Raw genomic sequence first — 23,351 nt, 5'->3', positions numbered from 1 at the left:
TCATGCGGCAGAAGAACCTGGCTCAAGCCTTCGATCGCCCTTTACTCGATGCCCCAGAAGCTCGAAACCCGAAACAGCTTTATGAAACTGAAACATATTATCTCCGCTGGCATGCCGTCTCATAAGGTATGGATCATTTATTCCTTGAGAATCGGGGAATGCAGTAACGGCGCCAAGGAAACCTGCCTCCCGCACCAACTCTGGCAGAAAATGCTGAAAGTCCGAAGGTTGGCCATTGGGATAGCAAAAGGTACGCTCCCGCTGTCCAACGTGCTGATTAAGCGCATCACGACAGCCGAAAATCTCGTCCCTTGCCCGGGCTTCAGTAACGCGCCCCAGTGAAGGGTGGGTTACCGTATGGCCGCCAATCTCAATGCCTCCAGCCTGCAATTCCTTTAACTCAACCCAATTTAGCGGTGCAAAGGCCTTTGGAATTTCATTTGGAAAGCTGAGCCCGAGCTCGCTGGCCAGAGCCGTTATGAACTCATGCTTGTCTTCATCGGGTAAAGAAAGGGCGTGAGCAATCCACTGCTTCCAAAGCTGGTTCCGCAAACCGCCATCCAGGGCCCCCACTTTTACGGTAAGGGAACCAATCGTAAATTCCCGGTCGATATGGGTGATCTGATCCAGAATCCAGGTGATCTTGTCCGGCCAGAGCCATAGTCGTCTTTCTATAAACCCGGTTGTCACAAACAGGGTGGCCGGCACGCCATGGCGTTGCAGAATGGGAAAGGCGTGCTCGTAGAAGTCCCGGTAGCCATCGTCCACTGTAATGACCACCGCGTGGGAAGGCATGCGGCCATGCTCTCGCAGATACTTCATCAGCCCGACCAGGGAATAAGGGTTGTAATGCTCCCGAATATACCTGACCTGCTGCTCAAAAAACTCAGGGCTTGCCCAGCCTTTGACCGGCAGATCCGAAAAACGGTGATACATCAGTATTCTCGGCTGGTTCCTGCAGATCTGGCGAGCAAACCGGTAACCACCCATAGGGCCGAGCTTGCGGATTGATTTGGAAAACAGTCCCATTACCCGGCGCTCCCGGGCTCAATCAGCTCTTCATAAATATCTTGATGTTTTGCCACCATCGTCTCCATACTGAATCGCTCCCTGGCTCGCTTAATGGCATTGTGGCCGATACGTTCGCGTAATTCACTACTATTGGTCAACGCCTGCAAGTGGTTTGTCAGCTCTGCAATATCACCGCAGGGGTACAGGTACCCCGTTTCACCATGTTCGACCGCCTCCGGGTTGCCTCCTACATTACTGCAAACCACCGGCAGACCTGCCTGCAGGTACTCAACAATCGCATTGGAAAACCCCTCGGACTCTGAACATAACAGACCAATATCCAGCGCCTTGAGACAGGCTTTCACATCGGCTCTGGGGCCAAGGAAATGCACCTTATCAGCGACTCCATACTTTGAGACCAATAACCGCAGATCCGCCTGGTCGCCATCGCCAATCAATATCAGGTGCAGATCATGGCCACTTTCATGGAGCTGACCAACAGCTTTAATGGCATCTTCCATCCGCTTGATCGGACGAATGTTGGCAACCAGCCCAGCAAACACAGCGTTCGGATGCTTATTCCTGAGGCTCACAAGATCATCTGGCAAGTCAGAACCTGTCTCCCCCCCATCGTAACCATTATAGATAACATGGACCCTGGACAGCTTGAATGGTTCCGACTTCACGGTCACTTGCCTTACCGCATCACTGTTGGTGATAGCCGCGGACACGAATCGCCCCGATACAGCCAGCATTGCACGATAGGCCGTCGTGTACCAGTACCCCATATCACGCCTGGAGATAATGGTTTTTATGCCATTCAACCGGAACACCGGGGGGCAGATTACGGAAGGATCATTGAAAAAAATGTGAGCCAACCGAACCCCAGAAGCCCCGAACCTTCGGGCCAATGCCCAGAGTGCAACCCAGGTTGCCGGAGCGAACAACCTTGTGTGCCCCAGGACATGGTAGTCACAGGGGAAGCCATTTTGCTGCAAATACTCGGAATCACGAAACACCAAAAGAATGGGTTCAAATCTGGCCCTGTCCAACCCTTTGACCAGATTGAACAACTGACCTTCCGTGCCGGCATTGGGATTACGGAAATGGTCAATTACAAAAAGGATTGGCTGGGGAACATCCTGCTGTGGCATTAATTGTGCTTCCTGCTATAGCTATTGGCCTAAACCCGTTCCCGGCCAAGGATAACGGATAGCGCTCGGGCTGGATCAAGTGCACCAGAGGTGACCAGATGCGGCAATGCCTTCACTCTATCACCTTCCCGCCAATAGGTCTGGCCCAAACGGAAGTGCAGAACAGCCTTGCGTTTACGAATGGTGCTACTTTCATAAGGATAACGCTGGCGGGCGCGCTCTAGAATTTCCATGCCGGTTTTCCAGCGGCGCTCCAAACCTTTTGCGCTTATGGAATCTCCATGCTTTCGGTAGTAAAACGCAAGTTTCGGAAGATAAGCTGTTTTCGTGGCCTCCATAATCCGCAAAGCCATATCGTGATCTTGCCCAGCACGAAAAGACTCTTCAAAAAATCCAACTTCGTCTAAAACCGATTTCCGAATCAACGCCCCGCCAGGAAGAGCCATGTAGCAGTCGAGCAAGAGGTAATTAGGATCTCCGAGTTCTAAATGTTCGTCTCCGGGAACCTTGAATAGGAAATTGCCCTCCACATCAACTGCGTGCCCTTGTCCATAAACCATTCCAATATCCGGGTGCTCTTCCAAAAAAGTTACTTGGTTGGCAATTTTTTCGCTAGCAAACATATCGTCACTATCCAGTACAGCAAAATATTCTCCGCTTGCGTGACGAATTCCGAGGTTAATGGCCGCAGACTGACCGCGATTCTGACGATCAGGGTGTGTCAACAAATCAAGTACACCCAAAGCCTCATAATTTCCAAGCTTTTCATAACTACCATCATCTGAACCGTCATCTACAACAATTAACTGTATAGACTTATAAGATTGCTTAAGAACCGAATCTACTGCTTCTTCAATATAAGCTGCCCGATTATACGAGGGGATAACGACTGAAACTAAACCTTGCCTTGATTCCATTCTTAACAACCGATTTTATAAAATATATAATTGATAAATACATTTTCTTTCAACCCGCCAATAAATCAACTGGACAACTGTAATAGCTAATTGACATCAAGCTGGACTTTCGAAGGAGGAACACGGCAATCATCACATAATGAAAAACCTTCCTCGTTTACTTTTCCACTCTCATCAACTACATAAAGGTAAGCTTGGGTTTTAGGGTCAATTGCCCCAAAATTAAGCCTTACCTCAATCTCCCCACTTTTCCATTTGATAGGATATTGCAACTCATAGTGGTCCAATTCTGAATATTTTGGTTTGTCTCCAATTACTACACGTGAGAAGCTACTATCCATATAGATGTCATCGATTTGGATGTCTTGGAATTCTTGAGTTTTACCATTGAAACCTAGCAACGCGATGGTGGGACTCCATTTACCAGGGTAATTCTCTTTATCACTGACATCGACTTCAGCAACAAGCTGCCTGTCGGTATAAGCTCGGACCACACCCTCATCAGTATCTAGCATAAATTCCATTAAGTGCCACTCACCAGGCGTAACAGGTGCCGCCTCCCACTCATCATGCACCGTCATTTGAGTCCACGATAGCCTGATTCCCTCTTTCCCCTGAGGGTCTTCCCAAACACGAAGATACTTGTTTGAGCCTGGATTTTCAAAACCAACACCGGTGCCGCGCGCCGAATCGGTAGGGAAAACTGTAGAAGCCCCCGAAGATTGACCTACGATTTCCTCTCCGCGAATATCATTCGTATTGCCTTTGCCGAGGATTTCGAAATGAAGCATCCCTTCGGAGTGACCCTCTGTTCCGATTCCAATATACCTTCCTTCAAAACCATTAACTATTATCTTTTCATTGGGAATAAATTGACCCTCCAATTCAAGAGGAGAGACTGTCCAATAATACCTAGGGTCGTAAGACATTTTCAGATACCAAGCAACATAGAGCTTCGTGTTGTCCGCTGGCGTGTCATTTCCCCCGTAGGCTGAAGGCCAACCGAGCCATGAGTTATAACCCTTCAGATGATAGAGTGCTCCGTTTTGAATTCCTCTACCGTCTAAATCCCTCACAATACTTGGCGCCTGCAATGCATCTGTCGAGCCCCGTGACGGTTTCCACCAAAGGGTATCTGGATCCTCATCTATCCGCAAAACCGGATCTAACTCATCAAAAGACTCATGGTGTGTATTTGTTTCGCCATTAATATAAGCTTTATCAACCATATCGAACATAACTGCATGAGGATCAGACGACTCGCGGACGAAGCCGGAACCTTGGATTGTCAGCGTGCCTCCCTGCTCCAATGATTGACTTGTAACCTGAGAAATCTGGGGGGCAGCAAACACTAGCGGGGAAGCGAGTGAAAACGCCACTAACACCGTAGCCAAGCTATACACATTTCGGCTTTTCATTTTCTTCTCCAAATATACATCTTAGGCGTGTCTGTAATCTCGACTTATATTACCCTGACAGCCTTCCTGATCGGCGACTCACAGCACAGGATTTCAAAAACACACATTTCTTTGCCGAACACTCGATAAACTAAACCCTGCAACGATCACTTAAAATCGATTGTAGCCGCGGTAGAGGCAACGAACCGAACTAAATGTGATCACCACCTAAAGTTACATTAAATTTGCATTCCCCAATGTACACCCGCTGCAGTCAAAATACCCGTGACTATGCCGGCAATTATTTCGATCAAGGTATGACCCATCCGTTCCCTCAGTTGAGGGATGGACATCCCCTGGGATTCTGCTAGCTGATTTATCGCATCTGCCTGCCTACCGATCTGGCGGCGAAGGCTGCTTGCATCCAGCACAACAATAAATGCCAGAGCCGCTGCCGCCCCAAATGCCGGGTGCTCAATGCCTTCTTTAAAAGCGATCAAGGCCGCAATGCTACTTACGATGGCGCTATGATTGCTCGGCAAACCACCGTAACCAATTAGACCGAACGCAGGCTTACCCGCCTTAACACTGTTTATGGCAAACTTTAGCCCACCGGCTACCAACCAAGCCAAAAAGGGCGTAAGGGCATAAGAATAATCCATTATGTTACCGCCATCGGCCAGAGTGACCACGCGCAAGCACCAATCCACAACACGACCGTCACGAGCAACTGCCAGTCAGATAGCAGTGCATCTGTAGGAGATTCGCCGCCCTCCAACGCCTCGACCACGTACCAATAACGAAACAACCCGAATAACACCAAAGGTACTGTCATAACCAACTCGGGCCGCGACTCCATCACGAACATACTGTAAAACACCAGGGCACCGGTGGCCGACATTTCCGCATAGCGATCGACAAGCGCAACCGAATAACTACCCAGGACCTTCCGCCCCTCGTTGCCACTCTGGCTGATTTCCTGCCGACGCTTCACAGCTGCAAGATACAGGGCCAGACAAAGAGTCGTGACAAACATCCATTCTGAGACTGGTACATCCAGAGCGACGGCTCCGGCATATACTCGCAATACAAAACCGATTGCTATAGTGAAAATATCCAGTACCGGCTGGTGCTTCAAACTGAAGCTGTACGCCAGGTTAAGTACCATATACACCAGAATAACTGCCACGACGGCAGGGGCAACAAACCATGCGGCAACCAAGACTGCATACAACAACGCCAGCAAAACCATAGCTGCAGGCATTTTAACTGTCCCAGCCGCCAGTGGGCGGGTGCGACACTTTGTCGGATGCCTCCGATCGTCTTCAATATCCCGGGCATCATTAATAATGTAGGTGGCAGAGGAGGCCAGGCAAAATAGCGCGACTGCCAGGAGAGCGCTGCTTACGGAAGAGGGATCGAGAAATTCGCCGGCAAAAACAAGCGGAGCCAGAACAAAACCATTTTTTACCCACTGACGCGGGCGCATGAGCTTAATCAAACCCGCCAACTGCCGTAGAGGCGAGCGGTTTACTGCTGTACTATCCATGGCTCATAACCCTAATATCCCTTTAATATATACCGGCTTCCTGATGAAACTTGCTCTGGTTTACGCAATTCTCGCACTAATCGCTACGGCAGCAAATATTGGTGCGCAGGACTTGACTCTCCGCGTCTACTCAGGGCATTTCAGCCTGATAGCATCCGTCATCGTCGGGACAGGCGTTGGCCTTGTGCTCAAATACATACTGGATAAACGTTACATCTTCGGATTCCAGAGCAAAAATATGGTACATGATGGCCAGACATTTGTCCTCTACACCGTGATGGGCGTCGCCACTACCGTCATTTTCTGGGGGTTCGAGTTCGGCTTTCACTTTCTCTTCGAAACCAAAGAAATGCGTTATCTCGGAGGAATCATTGGGCTTGCCATTGGTTATGTGGCCAAATACCATCTCGACAAACGTTATGTATTTCGCACGGAGGCGATATAATCCAATGCAACCTACTCTGCTGGAACTTTCCAAGGTTTACCAGAAAGCTTCATCCAGAAGCGTATTTTTTTCTTTGCTGACTTTAGGAGTTCTAAGCAGGATTATCTGGATTTCGCTCGTAGATACCTCGCCAGTAAGCGACACGATGGTTTATCTTTCCCGAGCGATGTCGATCGCCGCGGGCGAAGGCTATGTGTATCCGGACGGTAAACCGACTGCGTATTGGCCAGTGGGATATCCGGCCTTTCTCGGCAGTGTTCTCTGGCTGGCCCAGGGCTCCCTCCTCGCAGGAAAACTCGTAAATATTGTTTTGTACATCGTCACGGCATTCATCTTTTTCAGGATTGCACGCCTGTACCAGAAAACCGGCATTGGACTATTCATTATTGGCTACTTGTCCTTATCCCCCAATCACATTGCCTACGCCAATCTCTATGCGTCCGAACCTCTGGCCCTGTTCTTTGTAAGCCTGGTTGTTTATCTCCTGATAAGAATCGTCAAACAATCTAGCGCGAAATTGATTATTTGCGCAGCACTGGCGACCGCCTTTGGGGCGTTTGTCAAGCCCCAAATTGTGATCTTTCCTGGCGCTGTTCTGCTTCTCTTTGCCCTTCTCCACCGCCGCCCCGCCCACTTGGGCCATCTTGCTATCATCGCACTGACCACTATCGTGATGGTTATACCCTGGGGTCTAAGAAATTACGAACACTTTGATGCGGTGGTCCCGGTATCCAACAACGGTGGTATCAACCTTTACATCGGCAACAACCCTCACGCCAGCGGTGGCTACAAATATGACGATGAGGTTGTTGCGCCGCTGGAGGGGCTAGATGAAACAGAGCGTGACAAGAAAGCGAAAAAACTCGCCATTGAGTTTATTCGAGATGAGCCCGTCACTTTCATTAAAATGATTCCACTAAAGCTGATTGCGCTATACAAAACCGATGCGGAAGGCATCGCCTGGAACCTCGAAGGCATAGAATCTCCCAGTCAACTTGAGAAGAGCTCTCTCCACGTTGCCAAATGGGCGGCACAGATACCCTATATGCTACTGGTCGTTCTGGCTGTCCCATGCGTTATTTACACGGCAAGACAATGCTTAAAAACACAATCTTACAGCCAGTTCATACCGGTGCTTGCGGTATTTGCTGGCACGTTCGTGTACATGGTGTTCTTTGGTACCACTCGGTTCCACTTCGTTTTCTTACCGTTTTTGTTCTTCTATATTGACTATGCATTTGGAAGCCTTAGACAGGAAGCCAGAACATGACACCGCTGAGTTCTTGGGGGCGACTGGAGGCGCCACTGCACTATGCGGTGCCACTATCGCGAGAGAAAGCCTCAGAACAAATCTCCGGGCCACCGTTTCCCGGAATTGCTTATGGCATGGGGAGAAGTTATGGCGACATTTGCCTTAACCCACGGGGGACGGCCTGGCAAACCACCGATCTAAATAATTTCATTTCGTTTGATGATAAATCCGGACTTCTGCGATGTGAGGCGGGCTTATTACTCAAAGACATTCAGAAGGTTGTCGTGCCAAGAGGCTGGATGCTGCCCGTAACCCCGGGCACCCAGTTGATTACTGTAGGTGGCGCGATCGCTAACGATGTTCATGGTAAAAACCACCATCGATTCGGTACCTTTGGAGATCATGTCCAGTATCTCAGGCTGGTAAGAACAGACAGCCAGATAGTCGAGTGCTCAACGACAAAAAATAAGGACTGGCTTGCGGCGACGGTTGGGGGCATGGGGCTTACCGGAGTAGTTCTTGAAGTAGAAATCAAATTACGAGCAGTGGATGGCCCGTGGCTGGAAACCGAAACTCTGCCCTATCATAGCCTCGAAGAGTTTTTTGAACTGGCAGACAGTTCCGAAGCCCATTGGGAAAACACTGTATCCTGGATTGATTGCCTGGGTGGACGTCAGGGCCGTGGTATTTTTATGCGCGGCAACCCCACGACCGCCTCACCAGACTTTCCACCGCAAAGCAAACAACTGAACATGCCGTTTGTGCCACCGGTTTCACTAATCAACAAGTTATCACTAAAGCCTTTCAATACTGCCTATTTTTATCTTCAGACCCGCAAGGCTGGTCGAGGCATCAGTCACTATCAGCCATTCTTTTATCCTCTGGATAACATTCGGAATTGGAATCGAATGTATGGACCTAAAGGATTTTACCAGTACCAAAGTGTAATCCCCCGCATTAATGGCCTAGACGCCACGCGCGCTATGCTGGACGCAATACAGCGTTCGGGAGAAGGTTCGTTCCTCGCTGTACTGAAAACTTTTGGGAAAAGGCCGGCAGCCGGCATGATGAGTTTTCCCATGCATGGTGTAACCCTGGCACTCGACTTCCCGAATAAAGGGCCCCATACCCACCAACTGTTCAAACAACTGGACGCAATCGTCCAGGAAGCCGGGGGCAGAATTTACCCCGCAAAGGATGCAAGAATGCCAAAAGAACTCTTTGAGTCAGGCTATTCTCGCCTGGACGAATTTCTGCAATATCGGGATCTGGGCATCAGCTCCGGCCTTTCTCGCCGTCTCATTGGGAGCTAGGTGACAACTATGAAGCATATCGTAATCGTGGGTGCCACGTCTGCCATGGCGCATGAGTGCGCCAGGATTTGGGCTGAGGAGGAAGCAACGCACTTTACGCTGATAGGCCGCAGTGCAGAGCGACTCCAGAGAGTAGCGGATGATCTGAAGGCTCGAAGCCCCGGATCAGAATTCGCTACCCTCACAACAGATTTTCTCAAACCCGAGGCCATTCAGACCGCCGTAGACGCCGCAGCAGGCACACGCCGGATCGATATAGCCCTTATTGCTCATGGATGGCTACCGGATCAGCGTGTATGCCAGAGTGATCTTAACGCTTGCTCGGATTCTCTAGCAGTGAACGGTCTTTCTCCTGCACTGTTCGCAGAGGCATTGGTGGGGAAAATGGAAGAGGTAAATTATGGTTCACTGGCAATCATCGGCTCCGTAGCCGGCGACCGAGGGCGGAAATCAAACTATTCCTATGGTGCTGCAAAAGGGCTCGTTGAGAGGTATGCTCAAGGTCTACAGCACAGGGTTTCTGGAACTGGAGTGAGCATAACGCTAATTAAGCCTGGGCCCACAAAAACACCGATGACTCGCCATCTACAAGTTAGAGGAGGCTCTTTTGCTCGAGCCGATAGTGTCGCAAGAATTATTGTCCATGCAGTGAAAGTTAAGAAAAATATTACGTATGCACCACCAAAATGGTGGTTAATCATGTTTGTTATAAGGCATATTCCACACTTTGTATTCAAACGAATGCAGATATGATTCCAGCTCACCACCGTGTAGGATTCGTCGCTTCCATAATTGAATCAACTTCTCTTGGGTCAAGCAATTATGGGTGCGAATAGTGTCACCCCTAAAAGTAACAGGCGAGAAAAGACTATTAGTGATAGGGTGATTAGGGCAGCACGTTCGCAATGATCGTACATACAAGCGGCGATTACTCTTAGATCAAATCATTTAAAGTCAATTGCTAAGGCAAAAAGCATTTCAATTAGGGGCAAGCTAAGCCTGCCCATGTTTCAAGGAAGCGAAACGTCAATGATCAGTGATATCCAAGCGAGAACATGGGAATACCTCTTCAATTGCTTCCGCTACACGGCCTACCTTCTTAGGTTCTGGTTGGCACTCGTGTATAGCAAAAAGCTTAAACAAATGTGCTTCGTGGGCATCACTGGAAGCGCAGGCAAGACAACTGTCAAGGACCTTTCCGCAAGCATCCTCGCCACAGCAGGAGAATGTTACAGCACTCCAAGGTCCATGAATTACCCTGACGGCATTGCCAAGATTTTGCTCAAGGTCAGTCCCCGTAACAAATTCTGCGTTCTTGAGGTATCTGGCGGCAACCCAGGCGACCTGGATCGGCCGCTTAAATTATTCACGCCAAGCATCGCTGTCCTAACTCTGGTTGCCAGGGACCACTTCAAGGCTCACAAGAGCTTGGATGCCATTGCAAAGGAAAAAGGCAAGCTTATTGCGGCTTTGCCACCGAACGGAGTGGCTGTCCTGAATATTGATGACCCTCTCGTAAGATCCATAGGTGAAAGCTGTAACAGGCGTGTCATTTGGGTAGGGCAATCGGAAGACGCAACTTTAAAGCTTCGTTCGGTACGATCCAGGTGGCCCGAACCCCTGATTCTGGAAGTGGAGTATAAAGGGGTCATTCATGAGGTAAGAACGAGCTTCCACGGTAAACACCTTGCCTTGCCAGTCCTTTCTGCCTTGGGTGTCGGGGTGGCCGCCGGCGTTCCATTGGAGAACGCAATTTCAGCTTTGGCAGATGTGAAACCGGCAGAAGGAAGGATGCAGGCTGTTACGAATAAGAATGGCGTCAACTTTCTACGAGATGACTGGAAAGCCCCCCATTGGTCCTTTTCGGCACCTCTCGAGTTTATCGCTGAGGCAGAGGCACGGAGAAAAATTCTCGTTATCGGCACACTCTCTGACTATTCCTTATCTGCATCGAAGCTCTATCCCAAGGTAGCCAAGCAAGCACTCGAGGTCGGCGATATTGTTATTTTCGTAGGACCTCACGCACAGAGGGCAGTCAAAGCGAAGCAAAACACTACCGTTCAGAATCTACATGCTTTTAGCGAAATACGCGAAGCGTCTGAATTCCTGAACAGGCTCCTTGAACCCGGCGACCTGGTGTTGCTAAAGGGCTCCAACAAAGCAGACCACTTGGTCAGATTGATGTACAACACGGAGAAATCTGTCGGTTGTTGGCGCGGCCGATGTGGGATACAGGATTTTTGTGGTGACTGCCCGAAGTTGTACAAGCCTATGGCGTCTGAAACCGGGCACGCTATAGGTAGTGATAAGCAACACCTTCATTCGATCAAGCCTCCTTTGGCCGGTAACGATTCAGGTCGGAAAATAATCGTGGGGCTGGGAAATCCAGGGTTGGAATACGAGAACACACCGCACAATGCCGGGTATCGGGTGCTTGATCGGATAGCGGCAGAAACAAACGCATCATGGCTTTCCCGCCCAGAGGGATTGTTTTGTGAGCTGGATCTCGAAGGAACAACCGTAAGCTTGTTTAAACCCTCAGCGAAAATTAATAACAGTGGTCCGCCAACCCGGCTATTCCTTGAGCGAATGAACACGTCTGTAAGTAACTGCCTGGTCGTCCACGATGAAATGGATTTGGCCCTGGGTAAGGCGAAGTTGAAACAAGGCGGCGGCGATGCTGGCCACACAGGGCTAAAGTCGGTAATTGCTGCACTCGGATCCAATGACATCCAACGTTTGCGGGTTGGCGTGAAACGGGATGAAGAAATCATCACAATGAAAACAGCGGTTCTTCGATCCTTTTCCCCTGCGGAAGAGAAAGCTCTGGAGTTGGGCGTAGATCGTGCGGTGGAGCTCCTGCGTTACGAGATAAAAACCTCCACTATACCTACACCGAACCTTGCATATTCCGAGCAAAAAACTAACAATGCGGAACGAAGCCACTAGCACAAACAAAGACTTATCACCGTACACCTCTATAATCGACGGTTTCAACCAAAATGGAAGTTTTAATTGTATACAAGGAAGACTATCCGTGGGATGTACGGGTAGAGAAGCTCGCACTATCGCTCAGGAGCGCTGGGCACAATGTCACTATTATTGCCCGTAACAGGGATCAACTGCCCTCGATAGATGAGGACAATGGCATTGCCATTCGTCGCCTCCCGGTAACTCGCCAACTCCCCAAATTCCTTCAGGCAGCTGTCAACCTGCCACTTTGGTTCAATCCCTTTTGGATATGGCTTTTATTGAGATCATCCAAGATTTTAAAAGAAAAGCGAGGTGTACTTATTGTTCGGGATCTGCCACTTGTTAAAGCTGGACTGCTGATAGCAAAATTCAGGAGGTCAAAAATAGTTTTCGATATGGCCGAATGCTATCCGGAAATGTATGAATCTGCAGCAAAATTTTCGAACAGGTCACTAACAACAAAAATACTGAAAAACCCCTGGCTGGCAAGAACTTATGAAAAAAGTGTTGTCAATAAAGTAGACCACATACTGGTTATGATCCAGGAGTCTAAAAACCGTCTATTATCGATGGGGGTCAATGACACCAGAATATCCATCGTAAGCAATACCCCGCCTGTCGATAAGTTCAAAGGCGCAATACATGAACACCATGGTAACCAGCTAAGAATTGTTTATGTGGGATTTCTGTCAAAGCTAAGAGGCCTGGATTTGCTCATAGAGGGAGCCGCTCACTATATTAAAAAACAATCGTCTGCTGATGCGATTCGAATCGACATTATAGGAAAGGGAGCACAGAAGGAACATTTGATCGCTCTAAGCAATCAGCTTGGTATCAGTGAAAGCGTCGTAGTTCATGGATGGTTGGATCATGATGAGGTAGATAAACTGATGTCTTCAGCGAATGTAGGCGCCCTCACCTATCGCGTATGCGGCCACTGGAACCATACGATCCCCAATAAAATATTTGACTATATGCTGGCTGGATTACCTGTGCTAGCCACGGAAGTCATCCCTATAGCACGAATATTAAAAGAGACTGATAGCGGAGTGGTCTGCAAAGATCAGGATCCAATAGATATTGCAGAAAAACTAGGTATTTTAAGCGACCCCCAAAAAAGGAAAACTCTTGGGCTAAATGGTCGCACAGCAGTTACAACCAAATACAATTGGGAAAATGACGAAAAGGTATTAAAAGAAACAATAAACAATATGTTCGTATAATATCTTGGGTCAGCGCGCTGTACTATTTCGATTTTAGCCTGTAGAGGCGCGCATAGAATTTTGGATAATTTTTCAAGAAACTTTTTACCCTTGGAAGCACCCTCAAGTGATAGCGGATTATTGCGCTAGTTGGCAGTCGATAGCCCATGCCTTCTTCAGAAACCACAATGCAAGGGCTGCAAACCCCACAAGGTTTACCGCTACGGGTAGGAGAGTGGCAGAACCAGCTTTCTTCAATGATTGATAGGAACCCATTATCAATACACCACTTTTTCATATCATTCTTTGAATAATTAATAAGCGGGAAATTCAGACCTTTAAATATTACAGAAAATGGATAATCTGTCCTGGAATGATTTCTTCGAATAAAAGGATTATTCTGCACCGAAATGTCAATAGATTCCAAGTTTGCATGCCGACAATAATCAGCAATCCATTTGTATTGTTCCCCTATATAGTGCTCCCTCATAAGGTCAATGTACGCCTTTTCAATGTCGTTATATTTCGTAAAATCAGAAAATTCGACAATTGTAAGAGGTAGTAGTGCGCCTTTCAGTTCAGGGTTTCTTTTCAACGAGTCGCTTATACGATTCATTGCCGAGATTTCTAAAGGAGAGGAAGCCCGGCCTGGATCGCAAATGTAATGGGGCTTGACGTCAATACCCTGGAAGAGTAACTGGATCACCCTGAAGGTTGAATCCCATCCCCCTGTCCACAACACATCAACTGTCTTGTTCATTCATTTATCCTTAATGACACCCGTTTTAGTATCCGTCTACTCTTAAGCCGCAGTCAGGTTCCAGTTAGCCGCCTGTAGCAGGTCCTCATAAACGACTGGAAGATAATTCCGAGCGGGTATCGGTATATGTTTTTGATAAAATATCGGTATTTTCGCGGCCTAACCATTGCCAGATTCTCCTTGTATCTCGCTCGATACTCCTCTGGCGACATCCTGGCAATAGACTCAATGGAATGATCGTCAAACGACAATAATTTGCTTACAGTAGAGCACTGCTGTTGGTTCGCCTTTCTCGGGATAAAATTGGAATCAATGTACACAGGTTTGAATTCAACCTTTGGAGCGCCACCATGCGGAATGGTTATTTGTGCAACCACCGTTGGCTTCGTTTCCGGATGCCACAGATCGAATAGGAAATTACCAAGGCTGTAGATGATTAATCCGTCCTTATAGTACTCGAAGGGCTGCAAAACGTGTGGATGATGCCCAATGATCACATCAGCACCCGCATCGATAAGCCTCTTGCCCAGTTCTAATTGCTCAGGCCCTGGATAGGTCAGATACTCCAGCCCCCAGTGAATCGAGACCACAACGGCTCCATCCACTTCATTCCTGAAACCCTGTACCTCGGAGATCAAGGAATCGATGGAGTCTCTGTGACTGTAGGGGATATCATTTTTGCACCATTCTTCCGGTCTTAATGAATAACCAAGGAATACATTTCTTCTTCCGGATTTTTCAAACACGAAAGGAACGGTTTTATTCGTTTTCTCATCATCCAACCCTATCGATTCGATACCAATTCTTTTCAGATTCGCAACCGTATCATCGAAGGCGTCTTTTCCGTGTTGCAATGCATGGTTGTTTGCAACGGTCAAAACATTAAAACCTGCTTCTTTCAGGGTCGTCAGTGCGGCCGGATCGCCACGCATCTCAAAAGAAGACAGCTTCCCCGGTATTAAGCCAACATCAGATGCCACGGTTTCCAGATTGCCAATCACCACATCGCTGTTTGACCAGTATTCTCGAACATCAGAGAACAGATCGACGCCATGGGTACCGATGGCCTTCCTCATTCCATGGCCGACGCATACAGGATGATCACCTAACGATATGTCGCCCACTGCTGAGATGGTAAGTGCAGATTCAGCCATCATGATCAGGTTCCATTGCTTGTATAAAGTAACCTTTCTTTGCAGTGGGTTCTGCAACTATCTTTTCGTTCTCGGGCGTGATCTCCACGCGTACTCCCACCACACCGTCCAAATATTCAACAATAAAGTCGGATAAATCCTGGATGCCTTTTTTTGGATCTGAAGAGGTCTCAAGGACAAAACAGCCATATCGATACTGGTGAACAGTAAAGCCAAAAACTTCACCGGATTGTGATTGGTACCGATCCACCGCCCGAGCAAACTCCAGCGCATGAAACTTTTCATTCCGCGACAAGTAAGCAAACCGGTTGATCGACCGCCCTTCCAGGTGGCTAATAACTTCAGGGGCGCCTAACCTGATACATTCTGAAAGTTCCAGCTCAATGGAGTCACCCAATTCGTAGCGCACCAGGCTTTGAGAGGTTCTCGAAACGTCGGTCACCAAGCAGCCATTATCTCCTGAATTCTCAACAAGTACCCAGGGGTTTACTAGGTGGCGGTGCCCTTCCGTGCACTCAAACGCAATCACATCAAACTCGGTTGCCCCGTACTCTTCCGCTACCGGCGCCTTGAACACTCTTGCAATATACGCTTTCTGAGCCGGCAGGATAGACTCTGCTGTACAGATCACACATTTCGGTGGAACGAACTCTATGTCCATCGTCTCCAGAATCTGGGCAGCATCCAGTAACAGCGATGCATAACCGTATAGATAGTCTGGCTTCCAATCCAACAGGCCCGCCATCTCATTATTGGCATCTGGGCCTACCGGATGGAAAACGTGCCTGTTCAGTATGAAGTTCTTGACCCAAGATTTCATGCCTGCTTCTGGCCTGCCCCACAACCTTGCCTCTCGTTGACCAAGCTTTAAACCATAATGACGAAAACAATAATCTCTGACACCTAACATCCTGCCAAGCTCACTCCGACACAGCGACACATGGTTTGGCTCTCCAGTGGTACCTGCGGTATGACGACCAAATCGACCGGCCTTTTTCCCTCGTCCCTGACTGTCTTGCTCCCTCAACGCCCGCTTGGACAATGGGGGCGAACTGAACAGCTTCTCGAGACTCGTCACCTCTTCCGCCGCTGCGTTTAACGGCCGGTTTTTACGAAGCAGCCTGTCCAGCTCGTTGTTTCGATCGTTCTCAGGCATGGCCCACAGGGCCTCGACCTCTTTCCGGTATTTGGAAACACGCAGGCCCATACAGATAAAAGCCATCCGCGTGAGCATGTATCGAAGTTGACGAATCACGCTTTCTGCCCCACCACGGTGTTGTAAAGTGACAGGTAATTATTTGCCATCGCCTCTGCCGAGTAATCCCTCACCACTGCCTGGACCGCCCACTCGGTTTTCTTACGGGGCCCAGAACTTTGCAATTGTGCAATCATGGCATCCGCAAGTTCTGCCGGTTCGATGGACTGGGTAATGTGCCCACCCTCACCGTAACCAAGCACTTTGGGCATCTCACCGACAGCAGACACCAGTACCGGCGTTTCAATGGCCATGGCCTCAAGCAATGTAATGGGCAAGCCTTCTGTTAGCGACGGCATAACCAATAATCGGGCCTGTTTCAGTAAAACGGGGACATTGCTGCAGTAACCGGGCATTAGTACCGCCTCACTGAGACCAAGCTCTTCGGCCAGACTATCTAGTGCACCCCGTTGTTTGCCCTCCCCCACCAGGATCAAACCTGCCCCTGGGAATTCGTTTTTCACTTTTTGGAAAGCACGTAGTAGATGATCGAAGCCTTTCTCACGAGACAGGCGGCCGATACCCAGGATCACCAGTTCATGACTGTTGAAAAACTGTTGGATCTGGTCTTCAAGCTCATTGGTCGATCGTTTTTTCAGTTCAGCTATATTCAGGCCATTCGGGATAACCCTGATATTCGGGGAAGCGCGCAAACGTTTCGGAACCTCGCCTTTCATTGCTTCCCCGACAAGCACCACGCCGTCCATACGGTAAATTGCAATGCGGTCAATGCACTCGTAGATCCACATTTTGGTGAAACGTTTGGCGTGAACGTATCCGTGCAGCGTGGCTATGGAAGGGATTTTCCGGAGAAACCTCGGGAATAATCCAACCAGCACATTGAACTTGAAGCCATGGGAGTGCAGTAGTTGGTAGTTCTTCTCCTTCGCCCACCTGATAATGCGCCAGGCTTCTTTGAGGTTGAGCCCGGGAGTCATCCTCCAGGCGATTACCGGTAAGCCCAGTCTCTTTGCCTCTGACTCGATTGGCTTTTCCTCAATATGAGGCTCGCCGGCGCTCAGGATCATGGGCTCAAGGCCCTGGTTCAGCTGTTCCTGCACCAGATTCAGCAGCATCTTCTCCGCGCCATAAAGGCCACCACTATCAATCAGGTGTAATACTTTGAGTCCCATAACGGGATTAACCCTTCCTTGGATTCCAGATAACCTTCTTCTCGCCCTTCAGAAAGGCAACACAGGCCTTACAGGAAGCCACATTCAGTAGCATGAAGTAATAAGGTATCGAATAGATGACAGACAATGACTCTCCCCCCGCCTCCCGCTTATGACCGGTCCAGGCCAGGGCGAGGAAAACAACCAGGCCCAGAAAGGCCAGCGTGTAGATGCCCCGGGCCGGGGCCAGCAGCAATGTTGCCGCCGCCAGCGTCGCAAGAGGTATGAATGCGGCATAGCGCAGCAGTTTGTGGGAGACCAACTGCCAGGCGTACAACGGATCCCTCAGGGGGTTCATAAGGTGCCGCATGTCTTTCAGCGCCCACAGGGCGCGTAGGCTCACCCGTACCCGCATGCTGAATTCACTGTCGCTGTCGTTCAGGGCTTCTTCTTTGAGCAGAGCCTCTGGCTCGTACACCACCCGGTAGCCCTGCTCTACCACTTTCAGTGGCTGCACGAAATCCGGCAACTGGTCTGCGCGCAGGGGTTGATAGAGTTCTTTGCGCATAGCGTCGATACCGCCGTCCACGCCTACCACCGAACCAATTAGGGTTTCCTGTTCCCGCAGCCAGTTTTCATATTTCATGTAGGCGCTGCAGCCATCCCCTACCAGGGAGCCGTCTTCGTTTACGTAGACCATTTTACCGGTTACGTAACCCACTTTCGGATCGGCAAGATTGCTGCACAGTCTGCTAACAGCATAGGTGTCCCACTGGGAGTTGGCGTCGGAGAACAGGATGATTTCGCCATTGGCTTCCGGTATCAGCGTATTCAGGCCGGCGGTCTTGCCCTGCCTGGGCACCTGGCGGAACAGGCGGATGGGAAAGGGGGCGGAGGCCGCCACGCGCTCTACGATGGCATCGGTGCCGTCGTCGGACTCGTCCGAAATGACCAGGATTTCCAGCTTGTCGGACGGGTAGTCCAGCGCCAGTTTGTTCTGCAGGGTGGCTTCGATGTCTTTTGCTTCGTTGTAGGCGGCTATCAGTATGGAAACCTTGGGCTGGTGTTCCGGGTTCTTGCGCACGGGGTTAGGCCACAGGGTTGCCACCATTCTTGCCAGTAGCGGGTAACCAAAATAGATGTAGACAAGTAACGCCAGGGATAGCCAGAACAGTGCGACTAGCATGGTGATGAAAATTCCATTTTCTCGTGGCCGGTGTTTACTGGTGTTTCCTGGTCAAGCAGCTGCTGGTTCTTTAGCACATCCCCCATGGTGGTAAACCGGAAATCGCCCAGCAACTGGTCAAGCCGCTGCTCGCACACATCCAGGTTGTTGTAATGCCGGAAGCGGGAGAGCCATTTTACATCCAGCCTTGGCTGGCCCGGGTCCACCTCCCAGGGGTGGAGGTAGAACACAAACGGCTGGCCCTGGCGGTTGATGCTGCCCAGGCCCCAACGGCTGAACCAGTAGGGAAACAGGCGAAAGTAGCCACCACCGGCGATGGGCAGGGTGTAGCCGGGGAACTTCAGTGTACTGAGAGGAAATTCCGCCAGTTCATAGCCTTTGTCGGTCTTCAGGCGATGAGGCCAGCGCGGGGTGCCTGGCATGCCGTAGCGGTCATGATGTACCGGGAATATGGACGAATCCCACACAAACCCTTCCTCGGCCAGTATGTCCAGGGCCCAGCGGGACTGGTTGGTGATGGAATAGCTGGCTGCCCGGTAACCGGTGATGGGCTCGCCGGTAATGTCCTCAAGAATGTCCTTGGAGCGTCGGGTTTCTTCCCGGAACACTTCTGGTGTCTGGTTGTAGATCAATTGGTGGCTGTATCCGTGGCTGGCAACCTCGTGCCCGGCTTTCTGGATATCGCGAACCAGTTGGGGGGATTTCTCCGCCACCCAGCCCAGGGTAAAGAAGGTTGCCTGGGTATTGTGGCGATCAAGCAGTTCCAGCAGCCCGTGGGTGTTGGCCTCTACCCGGTATTCCATGGAATGCCAGTCGTCACGGTTAACCGCTTCGGCAAGGGCTGCCACCTGGAAGTAATCTTCCACGTCGATGGTGAGGGCGTTGGCTATCCGGGTGGTGTCGGTATGGTTGGTCATTGCTACGCCCCCCTTCTCAGAAAAATCGATAGTTAAGGGAAACCATTATCCAGTTTTCATCATATTCTCTGGATGTAAAGTCACTGAACTTTTGCCGGCGCCCGATGCTGGAACGGATATCCATCCGGTTAGTCAGCCGGTAATCCAGCCCGGCAGACACCGAAACCAGGTTATCTTCAGCAGCTTCCTCGAACCGCTGGTGTTGGTAGCCTGCTTCTGCAAACCAGGAGAGCAGTTCAGTTACCGGGCGGGTATATCCGAGATCAATACCGCTTCGCTCTTCACGCTCGCCAGTCTGAATATAATCACTACGGCTGGTAGACAACCCGGCCGTGAATACGGAGCCATTGCTGAAGCGGTTGTTGTACCCTGCCCTTATCGCTGTAACCTCCACAGCGGAGGTTTGATCCAGGTCAAACTCGAAGTCCTGAAACTGTATGCCCACGGTAGATGTCTGGTCTGTCAGACGTCGATTGGCATACAGGGTAAATTCACTGGTGGGATTGATTTCCCGCGTCAGGTTGAAGGTTCCGGTAACGCCATCCGTGGAGGTATCCTGGGTGCCCCGGCTGGTTTCCAGGCGGTTGACACCAAGAGAGCCACTGACCTGGGTTGTTGCCCAGGTCTTGTCGAAGGTCACCACGGCGGATTCTCGGTCCAGTTCTTCTCCGGTGTCCAGTTCCGTGCGCTCGGCACTCAATGACAACCCGCCCTGCAGCGTTTCACTGAAAATGTGATTATAGGCAACCGAACCTGTAACGCGGTCGCTGTCCGGTTCTTCCGGCTCTTCAAACTCTGTATTTTCGTAGGCTGCGGAGAACTGCAGTTCATCCACTTGTGTCAGCTCCAGTGTGTATACCGGGCCGGTACGGAAGACGTTCTTGCGGGTGCGGTTATCCGGAGTGTCGGCCTGGCTGCTATCCTGCGTGACCTGGCTGATACGGTCAGATGCCTGCCAGACCAGTCCCTTGGCCAGTTCGCACTGCCCCATGAGCATGCCGTTGGTGTAGACCTCGGAGTCAAAGGCGTCATCGTGCCAGTATCCATAGCCAAGCCCCATATCCACCGAAGATGTGCACTGGCCCGGATCGCTGCGATGCTGGTAGTTCAGGTTTACCCGGGTTTCCAGGTCACTCTGCTCATTGGACGCGGTGCGGCGAGCATTGTCGGAGAAGCGGTTATCAATCCCACCCGAAAGGGTATTGGTGGCCGCAATGGCTGGCGCCGCGGATGCTATCAGCAATCCTGTGCCGATGGAGGTAATCCACCGGATCTTCCCTGACCCATATGTTTCATCCATTGATAACAGCTCCTACAAACCTCTCAGGATCGAACGCCTGGGCTGCGTTTTCCGCTGCGGTGGCGGTTATCCGGCCATGGGGCACCACCAGCATCGAGTAGTCGCACAGGTCGCCCAGAATGCGGGCATCCGGTGAATCGCTGATGGGCGCGGTATCCAGTACTATGAAGCGATCCGGGTAACGCCGGCGAATCGCCTGCAGGAACTGTTTCATACGGAATGAAGTAAAGAATTCCGCCGGGGTTTCCCGTTGGTTGCCAGCAGGAATAAGCCGGAGCCGGGGAATACCTGTTGGGTAAATAATTCGCCCTATATCGTAGTCCGAGTCTTCCAGGAAATCCGTCAGGCCTGTGTCTGCGGCAAGGTCCAACTGGGAGTGCAGTGTTGGGTTGCGCAGATTACAGTCGATAATCAATGCTGTTTTGGACTGATCAAAGGCAAACGCAGCCGCCAGGTTCAGAGCCATGAAGGATGTGCCGGCCCCTTCACAGGCACCACTGACCACCATGGTAAAGTTGTTGCCGCCTGACAACTCCAAAAGTTTGGTGCGCAGGTGGCGGAACCGGTTGACCAGTTCCCGGTTGCTGGACTCGGGGTATATGATGCGCCGCTCGTCCATGTCATCGCGGGTAAGCCGGCGTGGCTCCTGCATTTTGACGATCTGTTTGCTGATAACGTACTTGTCAACAGCGCCGGGGCCGAGCTCCAGAGAGCTGGGCACCAGCATGCGGGAATCATCGCTCCATTGAGAGAATCCACTGCCGTGCCCGTTGTCTCCATGGCCTCCGTCAACACCCTTTCCCTGTTTATCAAGATCGCCAGTTCGCTCTTTTCCGTTAAGATCTTCGGACCTGGATGTCTTATCCCGGGGGCGGGTATCTGCTTCCATGTCTTTCCTGTCGCTGTTCTGTTTTTGCTCTGTCATCAAATAACTCCCATCAGAGCAGCACCGGCGACACCGCCATAGGCAGCTACAACCAGTACGGCACATACAGAAACTGAAACTGTCAGCCAGCGGTCTTTGCGTTTCTCGTAGGGTGTTCTCACAGGTGGAATTTCGGCCAGTACCGGCAGGCCAATACCATCTTCAAGCTGTTTACGGGCCCGTATGCGCGGATCTATCTGCAATACACCGGCTGCAAGACCGAACGGAGCCAGGGCTCCGAGTATCAGGCCGGCAGAGGCGAACAGTTCAAACTGCGGCCCGGACGGATCAAGAGGGTACTGGGCGGTTTCGTTGATTCTGAAGTTCAGGCCCTGGCCTTCGATATCCAGGTGCATGGATACGCGGGCTTTTTCACGGCGTTTTAGCAGGTCGTTGTAGATCTCCTCGTTGACTTCCATATCGCGTGTAAGCTCTGAATACTGCGCATTGTTTTCCTGTATCCTCTCCATTCGCTTCTCCTGCTCAGCAATCAGGCCCTGCAGGGAGTCGATGCGTGATTCCTGGGTACGGACATCGGCGCGGGTTGTCGCAAGTTCAGAACTTATATCCTGGTGCAGCGGGTTAACCATTTGGTCTCCCTCGCTATTAGACTGGTCCAGTTCTCCGCTTTCGGTTGCCCTGTCACGCTGGTTCCGCAATTCGGCAATCTGCTCTTTCAGCGCGACGATGTCCGGGTAGGTGTCGTGGTATTGCAGGCGCAAGTCGTCGAGTTGGGCTTCTTTCTCCCGGATTCTTCGCGTATAGGCATCTGCTGAACGCCCCTGATTCAACATCGGTCGCACGCTTTGAATCTCCGACTCCAATGATTCGGCCCGGGCCATCAACTCGGTGCGTTCCATCTGCGCAAGCTCCAGTTCCCGGCGCAGATTCGCCATTCGGGCATTGGCTTCGTCCTCTGTTCCATCAACATTTTCGGACAGGAAACTCTTCAGCTTTTGCTCCACGTCGGCGATAATTTTCTCGTAGCTTTTGACCTGTTTGTCGATAAAGTTATAGGCGCTTCGGCTTTCCTTACGTTTGTTCTCGGAATTTTCGGAGATAAAAAGCTGGCCCAGCCGCTGAGCAACTCTGAAAGCTTCCATCGGCGATTCGGACGTAAAGCCAATGCTGAAGTAACGCTCGCCGCGGGGACGTACGTTCATGTTGGAGCGAAGCATACCAATCCGGCGCTCCAGTGCCTCGTCAGAAAGCTCCTCGGCGTCCGTGCCAAATATCTCTTTATCTTTCGCTACCTGTGCCATGACATCCCTGGACCAAAGCATTTCCTTGGCTGCGGAGGTACGTTCGTCGATTTCCGTGGTCACGGCGCTGCCTTCCATCAATGGACGTATGATGTTCTGGTCATCCACAAATATCACAACATTCGACTGATACTTGTATGGCCAGACAAACCCCGTCCCCAGTACAGCAAAACTCACAATTGCAAACAGGAGGAAGGCCAGCCACTTGCGTGACCGGACCTCTCTGATTATTTCTGACGGAAGTTGATTTAGTGGAAGTGCCATTTT

21 protein-coding genes are annotated in these 23,351 nt (G+C 50.5%); 6 read left to right on the top strand and 15 right to left on the bottom strand.

Annotated elements, in window-relative coordinates; all coding sequences use genetic code 11:
* The 6 genes from HLUCCO03_RS04090 to HLUCCO03_RS04065 form a co-directional block, all read right to left on the bottom strand.
* Positions 1-1,029, bottom strand: a complete 1,029-nt coding sequence (locus HLUCCO03_RS04090) for a polysaccharide deacetylase family protein (protein ID WP_051603872.1) — start codon at positions 1,027-1,029, stop codon at positions 1-3.
* Entirely contained in the window at positions 1,029-2,165 is a 1,137-nt protein-coding gene (locus HLUCCO03_RS04085) for a glycosyltransferase (protein WP_027832209.1), read from the bottom strand. Before HLUCCO03_RS04085 ends, HLUCCO03_RS04090 begins: the two co-directional genes overlap by 1 nt.
* Positions 2,166-2,194: 29 nt before the next feature.
* Entirely contained in the window at positions 2,195-3,082 is an 888-nt protein-coding gene (locus tag HLUCCO03_RS04080) for a glycosyltransferase (RefSeq protein ID WP_036197519.1), read from the bottom strand.
* A gap of 86 nt (positions 3,083-3,168) precedes the next feature.
* Complete coding sequence (locus tag HLUCCO03_RS04075; RefSeq protein WP_027832211.1) at positions 3,169-4,500, bottom strand: hypothetical protein; 1,332 nt, start codon at positions 4,498-4,500, stop codon at positions 3,169-3,171.
* Between the two features lie 218 nt (positions 4,501-4,718).
* The gene (locus tag HLUCCO03_RS04070; RefSeq protein ID WP_036197522.1) at positions 4,719-5,141 is read right to left on the bottom strand and encodes a divergent PAP2 family protein; all 423 of its coding nucleotides are present in this window, start codon (positions 5,139-5,141) and stop codon (positions 4,719-4,721) included.
* The gene (locus HLUCCO03_RS04065; protein ID WP_027832213.1) at positions 5,141-6,028 is read right to left on the bottom strand and encodes a decaprenyl-phosphate phosphoribosyltransferase; all 888 of its coding nucleotides are present in this window, start codon (positions 6,026-6,028) and stop codon (positions 5,141-5,143) included. Before HLUCCO03_RS04065 ends, HLUCCO03_RS04070 begins: the two co-directional genes overlap by 1 nt.
* Before the next feature lie 43 nt (positions 6,029-6,071).
* Between HLUCCO03_RS04065 and HLUCCO03_RS04060 the strand changes: the two genes are divergently transcribed.
* From HLUCCO03_RS04060 to HLUCCO03_RS04035, 6 genes are all read left to right on the top strand, one after another.
* Complete coding sequence (locus tag HLUCCO03_RS04060; protein ID WP_027832214.1) at positions 6,072-6,473, top strand: GtrA family protein; 402 nt, start codon at positions 6,072-6,074, stop codon at positions 6,471-6,473.
* A 4-nt stretch (positions 6,474-6,477) separates the two neighbouring features.
* On the top strand, positions 6,478-7,743 hold the full coding sequence (locus HLUCCO03_RS04055) for a glycosyltransferase family 39 protein (protein ID WP_027832215.1): 1,266 nt from the start codon (positions 6,478-6,480) through the stop codon (positions 7,741-7,743).
* On the top strand, positions 7,740-9,038 hold the full coding sequence (locus HLUCCO03_RS04050; protein ID WP_027832216.1) for an FAD-binding oxidoreductase: 1,299 nt from the start codon (positions 7,740-7,742) through the stop codon (positions 9,036-9,038). Before HLUCCO03_RS04055 ends, HLUCCO03_RS04050 begins: the two co-directional genes overlap by 4 nt.
* A gap of 9 nt (positions 9,039-9,047) precedes the next feature.
* Entirely contained in the window at positions 9,048-9,791 is a 744-nt protein-coding gene (locus tag HLUCCO03_RS04045) for an SDR family NAD(P)-dependent oxidoreductase (RefSeq protein ID WP_027832217.1), read from the top strand.
* A gap of 276 nt (positions 9,792-10,067) precedes the next feature.
* Positions 10,068-11,987 carry an aminoacyl-tRNA hydrolase gene (gene pth / locus HLUCCO03_RS04040; RefSeq protein WP_027832218.1) on the top strand — a complete coding sequence of 640 codons (1,920 nt, stop codon included), beginning with the start codon at positions 10,068-10,070 and terminating at the stop codon, positions 11,985-11,987.
* Between the two features lie 53 nt (positions 11,988-12,040).
* Entirely contained in the window at positions 12,041-13,234 is a 1,194-nt protein-coding gene (locus tag HLUCCO03_RS04035; protein WP_027832219.1) for a glycosyltransferase family 4 protein, read from the top strand.
* A gap of 22 nt (positions 13,235-13,256) precedes the next feature.
* On the opposite strand, the gene HLUCCO03_RS04030 is transcribed toward HLUCCO03_RS04035, so the two are convergent.
* The 9 genes from HLUCCO03_RS04030 to HLUCCO03_RS03990 are packed head-to-tail and all read right to left on the bottom strand — an operon-like array spanning position 13,257 to position 23,348.
* A complete protein-coding gene (locus HLUCCO03_RS04030; RefSeq protein ID WP_027832220.1) occupies positions 13,257-13,973 on the bottom strand; it encodes a 7-cyano-7-deazaguanine synthase in 717 nt (238 codons plus the stop codon).
* Between the two features lie 53 nt (positions 13,974-14,026).
* Positions 14,027-15,130, bottom strand: a complete 1,104-nt coding sequence (locus HLUCCO03_RS04025; RefSeq protein WP_051603873.1) for a CapA family protein — start codon at positions 15,128-15,130, stop codon at positions 14,027-14,029.
* Entirely contained in the window at positions 15,120-16,334 is a 1,215-nt protein-coding gene (locus HLUCCO03_RS04020) for a CoF synthetase (RefSeq protein ID WP_155939952.1), read from the bottom strand. The genes HLUCCO03_RS04025 and HLUCCO03_RS04020 overlap by 11 nt, the downstream gene beginning before the upstream one ends.
* Before the next feature lie 44 nt (positions 16,335-16,378).
* A complete protein-coding gene (locus HLUCCO03_RS04015) occupies positions 16,379-17,515 on the bottom strand; it encodes a glycosyltransferase (protein WP_036197528.1) in 1,137 nt (378 codons plus the stop codon).
* Between the two features lie 7 nt (positions 17,516-17,522).
* On the bottom strand, positions 17,523-18,680 hold the full coding sequence (locus tag HLUCCO03_RS04010) for a glycosyltransferase family 2 protein (protein WP_027832223.1): 1,158 nt from the start codon (positions 18,678-18,680) through the stop codon (positions 17,523-17,525).
* Positions 18,674-19,597, bottom strand: coding sequence for an XrtA system polysaccharide deacetylase (locus tag HLUCCO03_RS04005; RefSeq protein ID WP_027832224.1), 924 nt, complete (start codon positions 19,595-19,597; stop codon positions 18,674-18,676). Before HLUCCO03_RS04005 ends, HLUCCO03_RS04010 begins: the two co-directional genes overlap by 7 nt.
* Before the next feature lie 16 nt (positions 19,598-19,613).
* The gene (locus tag HLUCCO03_RS04000) at positions 19,614-20,897 is read right to left on the bottom strand and encodes an outer membrane beta-barrel protein (RefSeq protein ID WP_051603874.1); all 1,284 of its coding nucleotides are present in this window, start codon (positions 20,895-20,897) and stop codon (positions 19,614-19,616) included.
* The gene (locus HLUCCO03_RS03995) at positions 20,890-21,822 is read right to left on the bottom strand and encodes a polysaccharide biosynthesis protein (RefSeq protein ID WP_292016615.1); all 933 of its coding nucleotides are present in this window, start codon (positions 21,820-21,822) and stop codon (positions 20,890-20,892) included. The genes HLUCCO03_RS04000 and HLUCCO03_RS03995 overlap by 8 nt, the downstream gene beginning before the upstream one ends.
* Positions 21,822-23,348, bottom strand: a complete 1,527-nt coding sequence (locus HLUCCO03_RS03990) for an XrtA system polysaccharide chain length determinant (RefSeq protein ID WP_027832226.1) — start codon at positions 23,346-23,348, stop codon at positions 21,822-21,824. Before HLUCCO03_RS03990 ends, HLUCCO03_RS03995 begins: the two co-directional genes overlap by 1 nt.
* Positions 23,349-23,351 lie beyond the last annotated feature (3 nt).

The sequence above is a fragment of the Marinobacter sp. HL-58 genome (genome assembly GCF_001314605.1).
Classification (GTDB): domain Bacteria; phylum Pseudomonadota; class Gammaproteobacteria; order Pseudomonadales; family Oleiphilaceae; genus Marinobacter.
This window is presented reverse-complemented; position numbering and strand designations above follow the sequence as displayed.

Excerpts from the sequence above, each read along its gene's own strand:
- HLUCCO03_RS04080 (WP_036197519.1), bottom strand. The coding sequence starts at position 3,082 with ATGGAATCAAGGCAAGGTTTAGTTTCAGTCGTTATCCCCTCGTATAAT.
- HLUCCO03_RS04010 (WP_027832223.1), bottom strand. The coding sequence starts at position 18,680 with ATGCTAGTCGCACTGTTCTGGCTATCCCTGGCGTTACTTGTCTACATC.
- HLUCCO03_RS04055 (WP_027832215.1), top strand. The coding sequence starts at position 6,478 with ATGCAACCTACTCTGCTGGAACTTTCCAAGGTTTACCAGAAAGCTTCA.
- HLUCCO03_RS04050 (WP_027832216.1), top strand. The coding sequence starts at position 7,740 with ATGACACCGCTGAGTTCTTGGGGGCGACTGGAGGCGCCACTGCACTAT.
- HLUCCO03_RS04065 (WP_027832213.1), bottom strand. The coding sequence starts at position 6,028 with ATGGATAGTACAGCAGTAAACCGCTCGCCTCTACGGCAGTTGGCGGGT.
- HLUCCO03_RS03990 (WP_027832226.1), bottom strand. The coding sequence starts at position 23,348 with ATGGCACTTCCACTAAATCAACTTCCGTCAGAAATAATCAGAGAGGTC.
- HLUCCO03_RS04025 (WP_051603873.1), bottom strand. The coding sequence starts at position 15,130 with ATGATGGCTGAATCTGCACTTACCATCTCAGCAGTGGGCGACATATCG.
- HLUCCO03_RS04000 (WP_051603874.1), bottom strand. The coding sequence starts at position 20,897 with ATGGATGAAACATATGGGTCAGGGAAGATCCGGTGGATTACCTCCATC.
- HLUCCO03_RS04030 (WP_027832220.1), bottom strand. The coding sequence starts at position 13,973 with ATGAACAAGACAGTTGATGTGTTGTGGACAGGGGGATGGGATTCAACC.
- HLUCCO03_RS04020 (WP_155939952.1), bottom strand. The coding sequence starts at position 16,334 with ATGGGCCTGCGTGTTTCCAAATACCGGAAAGAGGTCGAGGCCCTGTGG.
- HLUCCO03_RS04015 (WP_036197528.1), bottom strand. The coding sequence starts at position 17,515 with ATGGGACTCAAAGTATTACACCTGATTGATAGTGGTGGCCTTTATGGC.
- HLUCCO03_RS04005 (WP_027832224.1), bottom strand. The coding sequence starts at position 19,597 with ATGACCAACCATACCGACACCACCCGGATAGCCAACGCCCTCACCATC.
- pth (WP_027832218.1), top strand. The coding sequence starts at position 10,068 with ATGATCAGTGATATCCAAGCGAGAACATGGGAATACCTCTTCAATTGC.
- HLUCCO03_RS04035 (WP_027832219.1), top strand. The coding sequence starts at position 12,041 with ATGGAAGTTTTAATTGTATACAAGGAAGACTATCCGTGGGATGTACGG.
- HLUCCO03_RS04060 (WP_027832214.1), top strand. The coding sequence starts at position 6,072 with ATGAAACTTGCTCTGGTTTACGCAATTCTCGCACTAATCGCTACGGCA.
- HLUCCO03_RS04075 (WP_027832211.1), bottom strand. The coding sequence starts at position 4,500 with ATGAAAAGCCGAAATGTGTATAGCTTGGCTACGGTGTTAGTGGCGTTT.
- HLUCCO03_RS04085 (WP_027832209.1), bottom strand. The coding sequence starts at position 2,165 with ATGCCACAGCAGGATGTTCCCCAGCCAATCCTTTTTGTAATTGACCAT.
- HLUCCO03_RS03995 (WP_292016615.1), bottom strand. The coding sequence starts at position 21,822 with ATGACAGAGCAAAAACAGAACAGCGACAGGAAAGACATGGAAGCAGAT.
- HLUCCO03_RS04045 (WP_027832217.1), top strand. The coding sequence starts at position 9,048 with ATGAAGCATATCGTAATCGTGGGTGCCACGTCTGCCATGGCGCATGAG.
- HLUCCO03_RS04090 (WP_051603872.1), bottom strand. The coding sequence starts at position 1,029 with ATGGGACTGTTTTCCAAATCAATCCGCAAGCTCGGCCCTATGGGTGGT.
- HLUCCO03_RS04070 (WP_036197522.1), bottom strand. The coding sequence starts at position 5,141 with ATGGATTATTCTTATGCCCTTACGCCCTTTTTGGCTTGGTTGGTAGCC.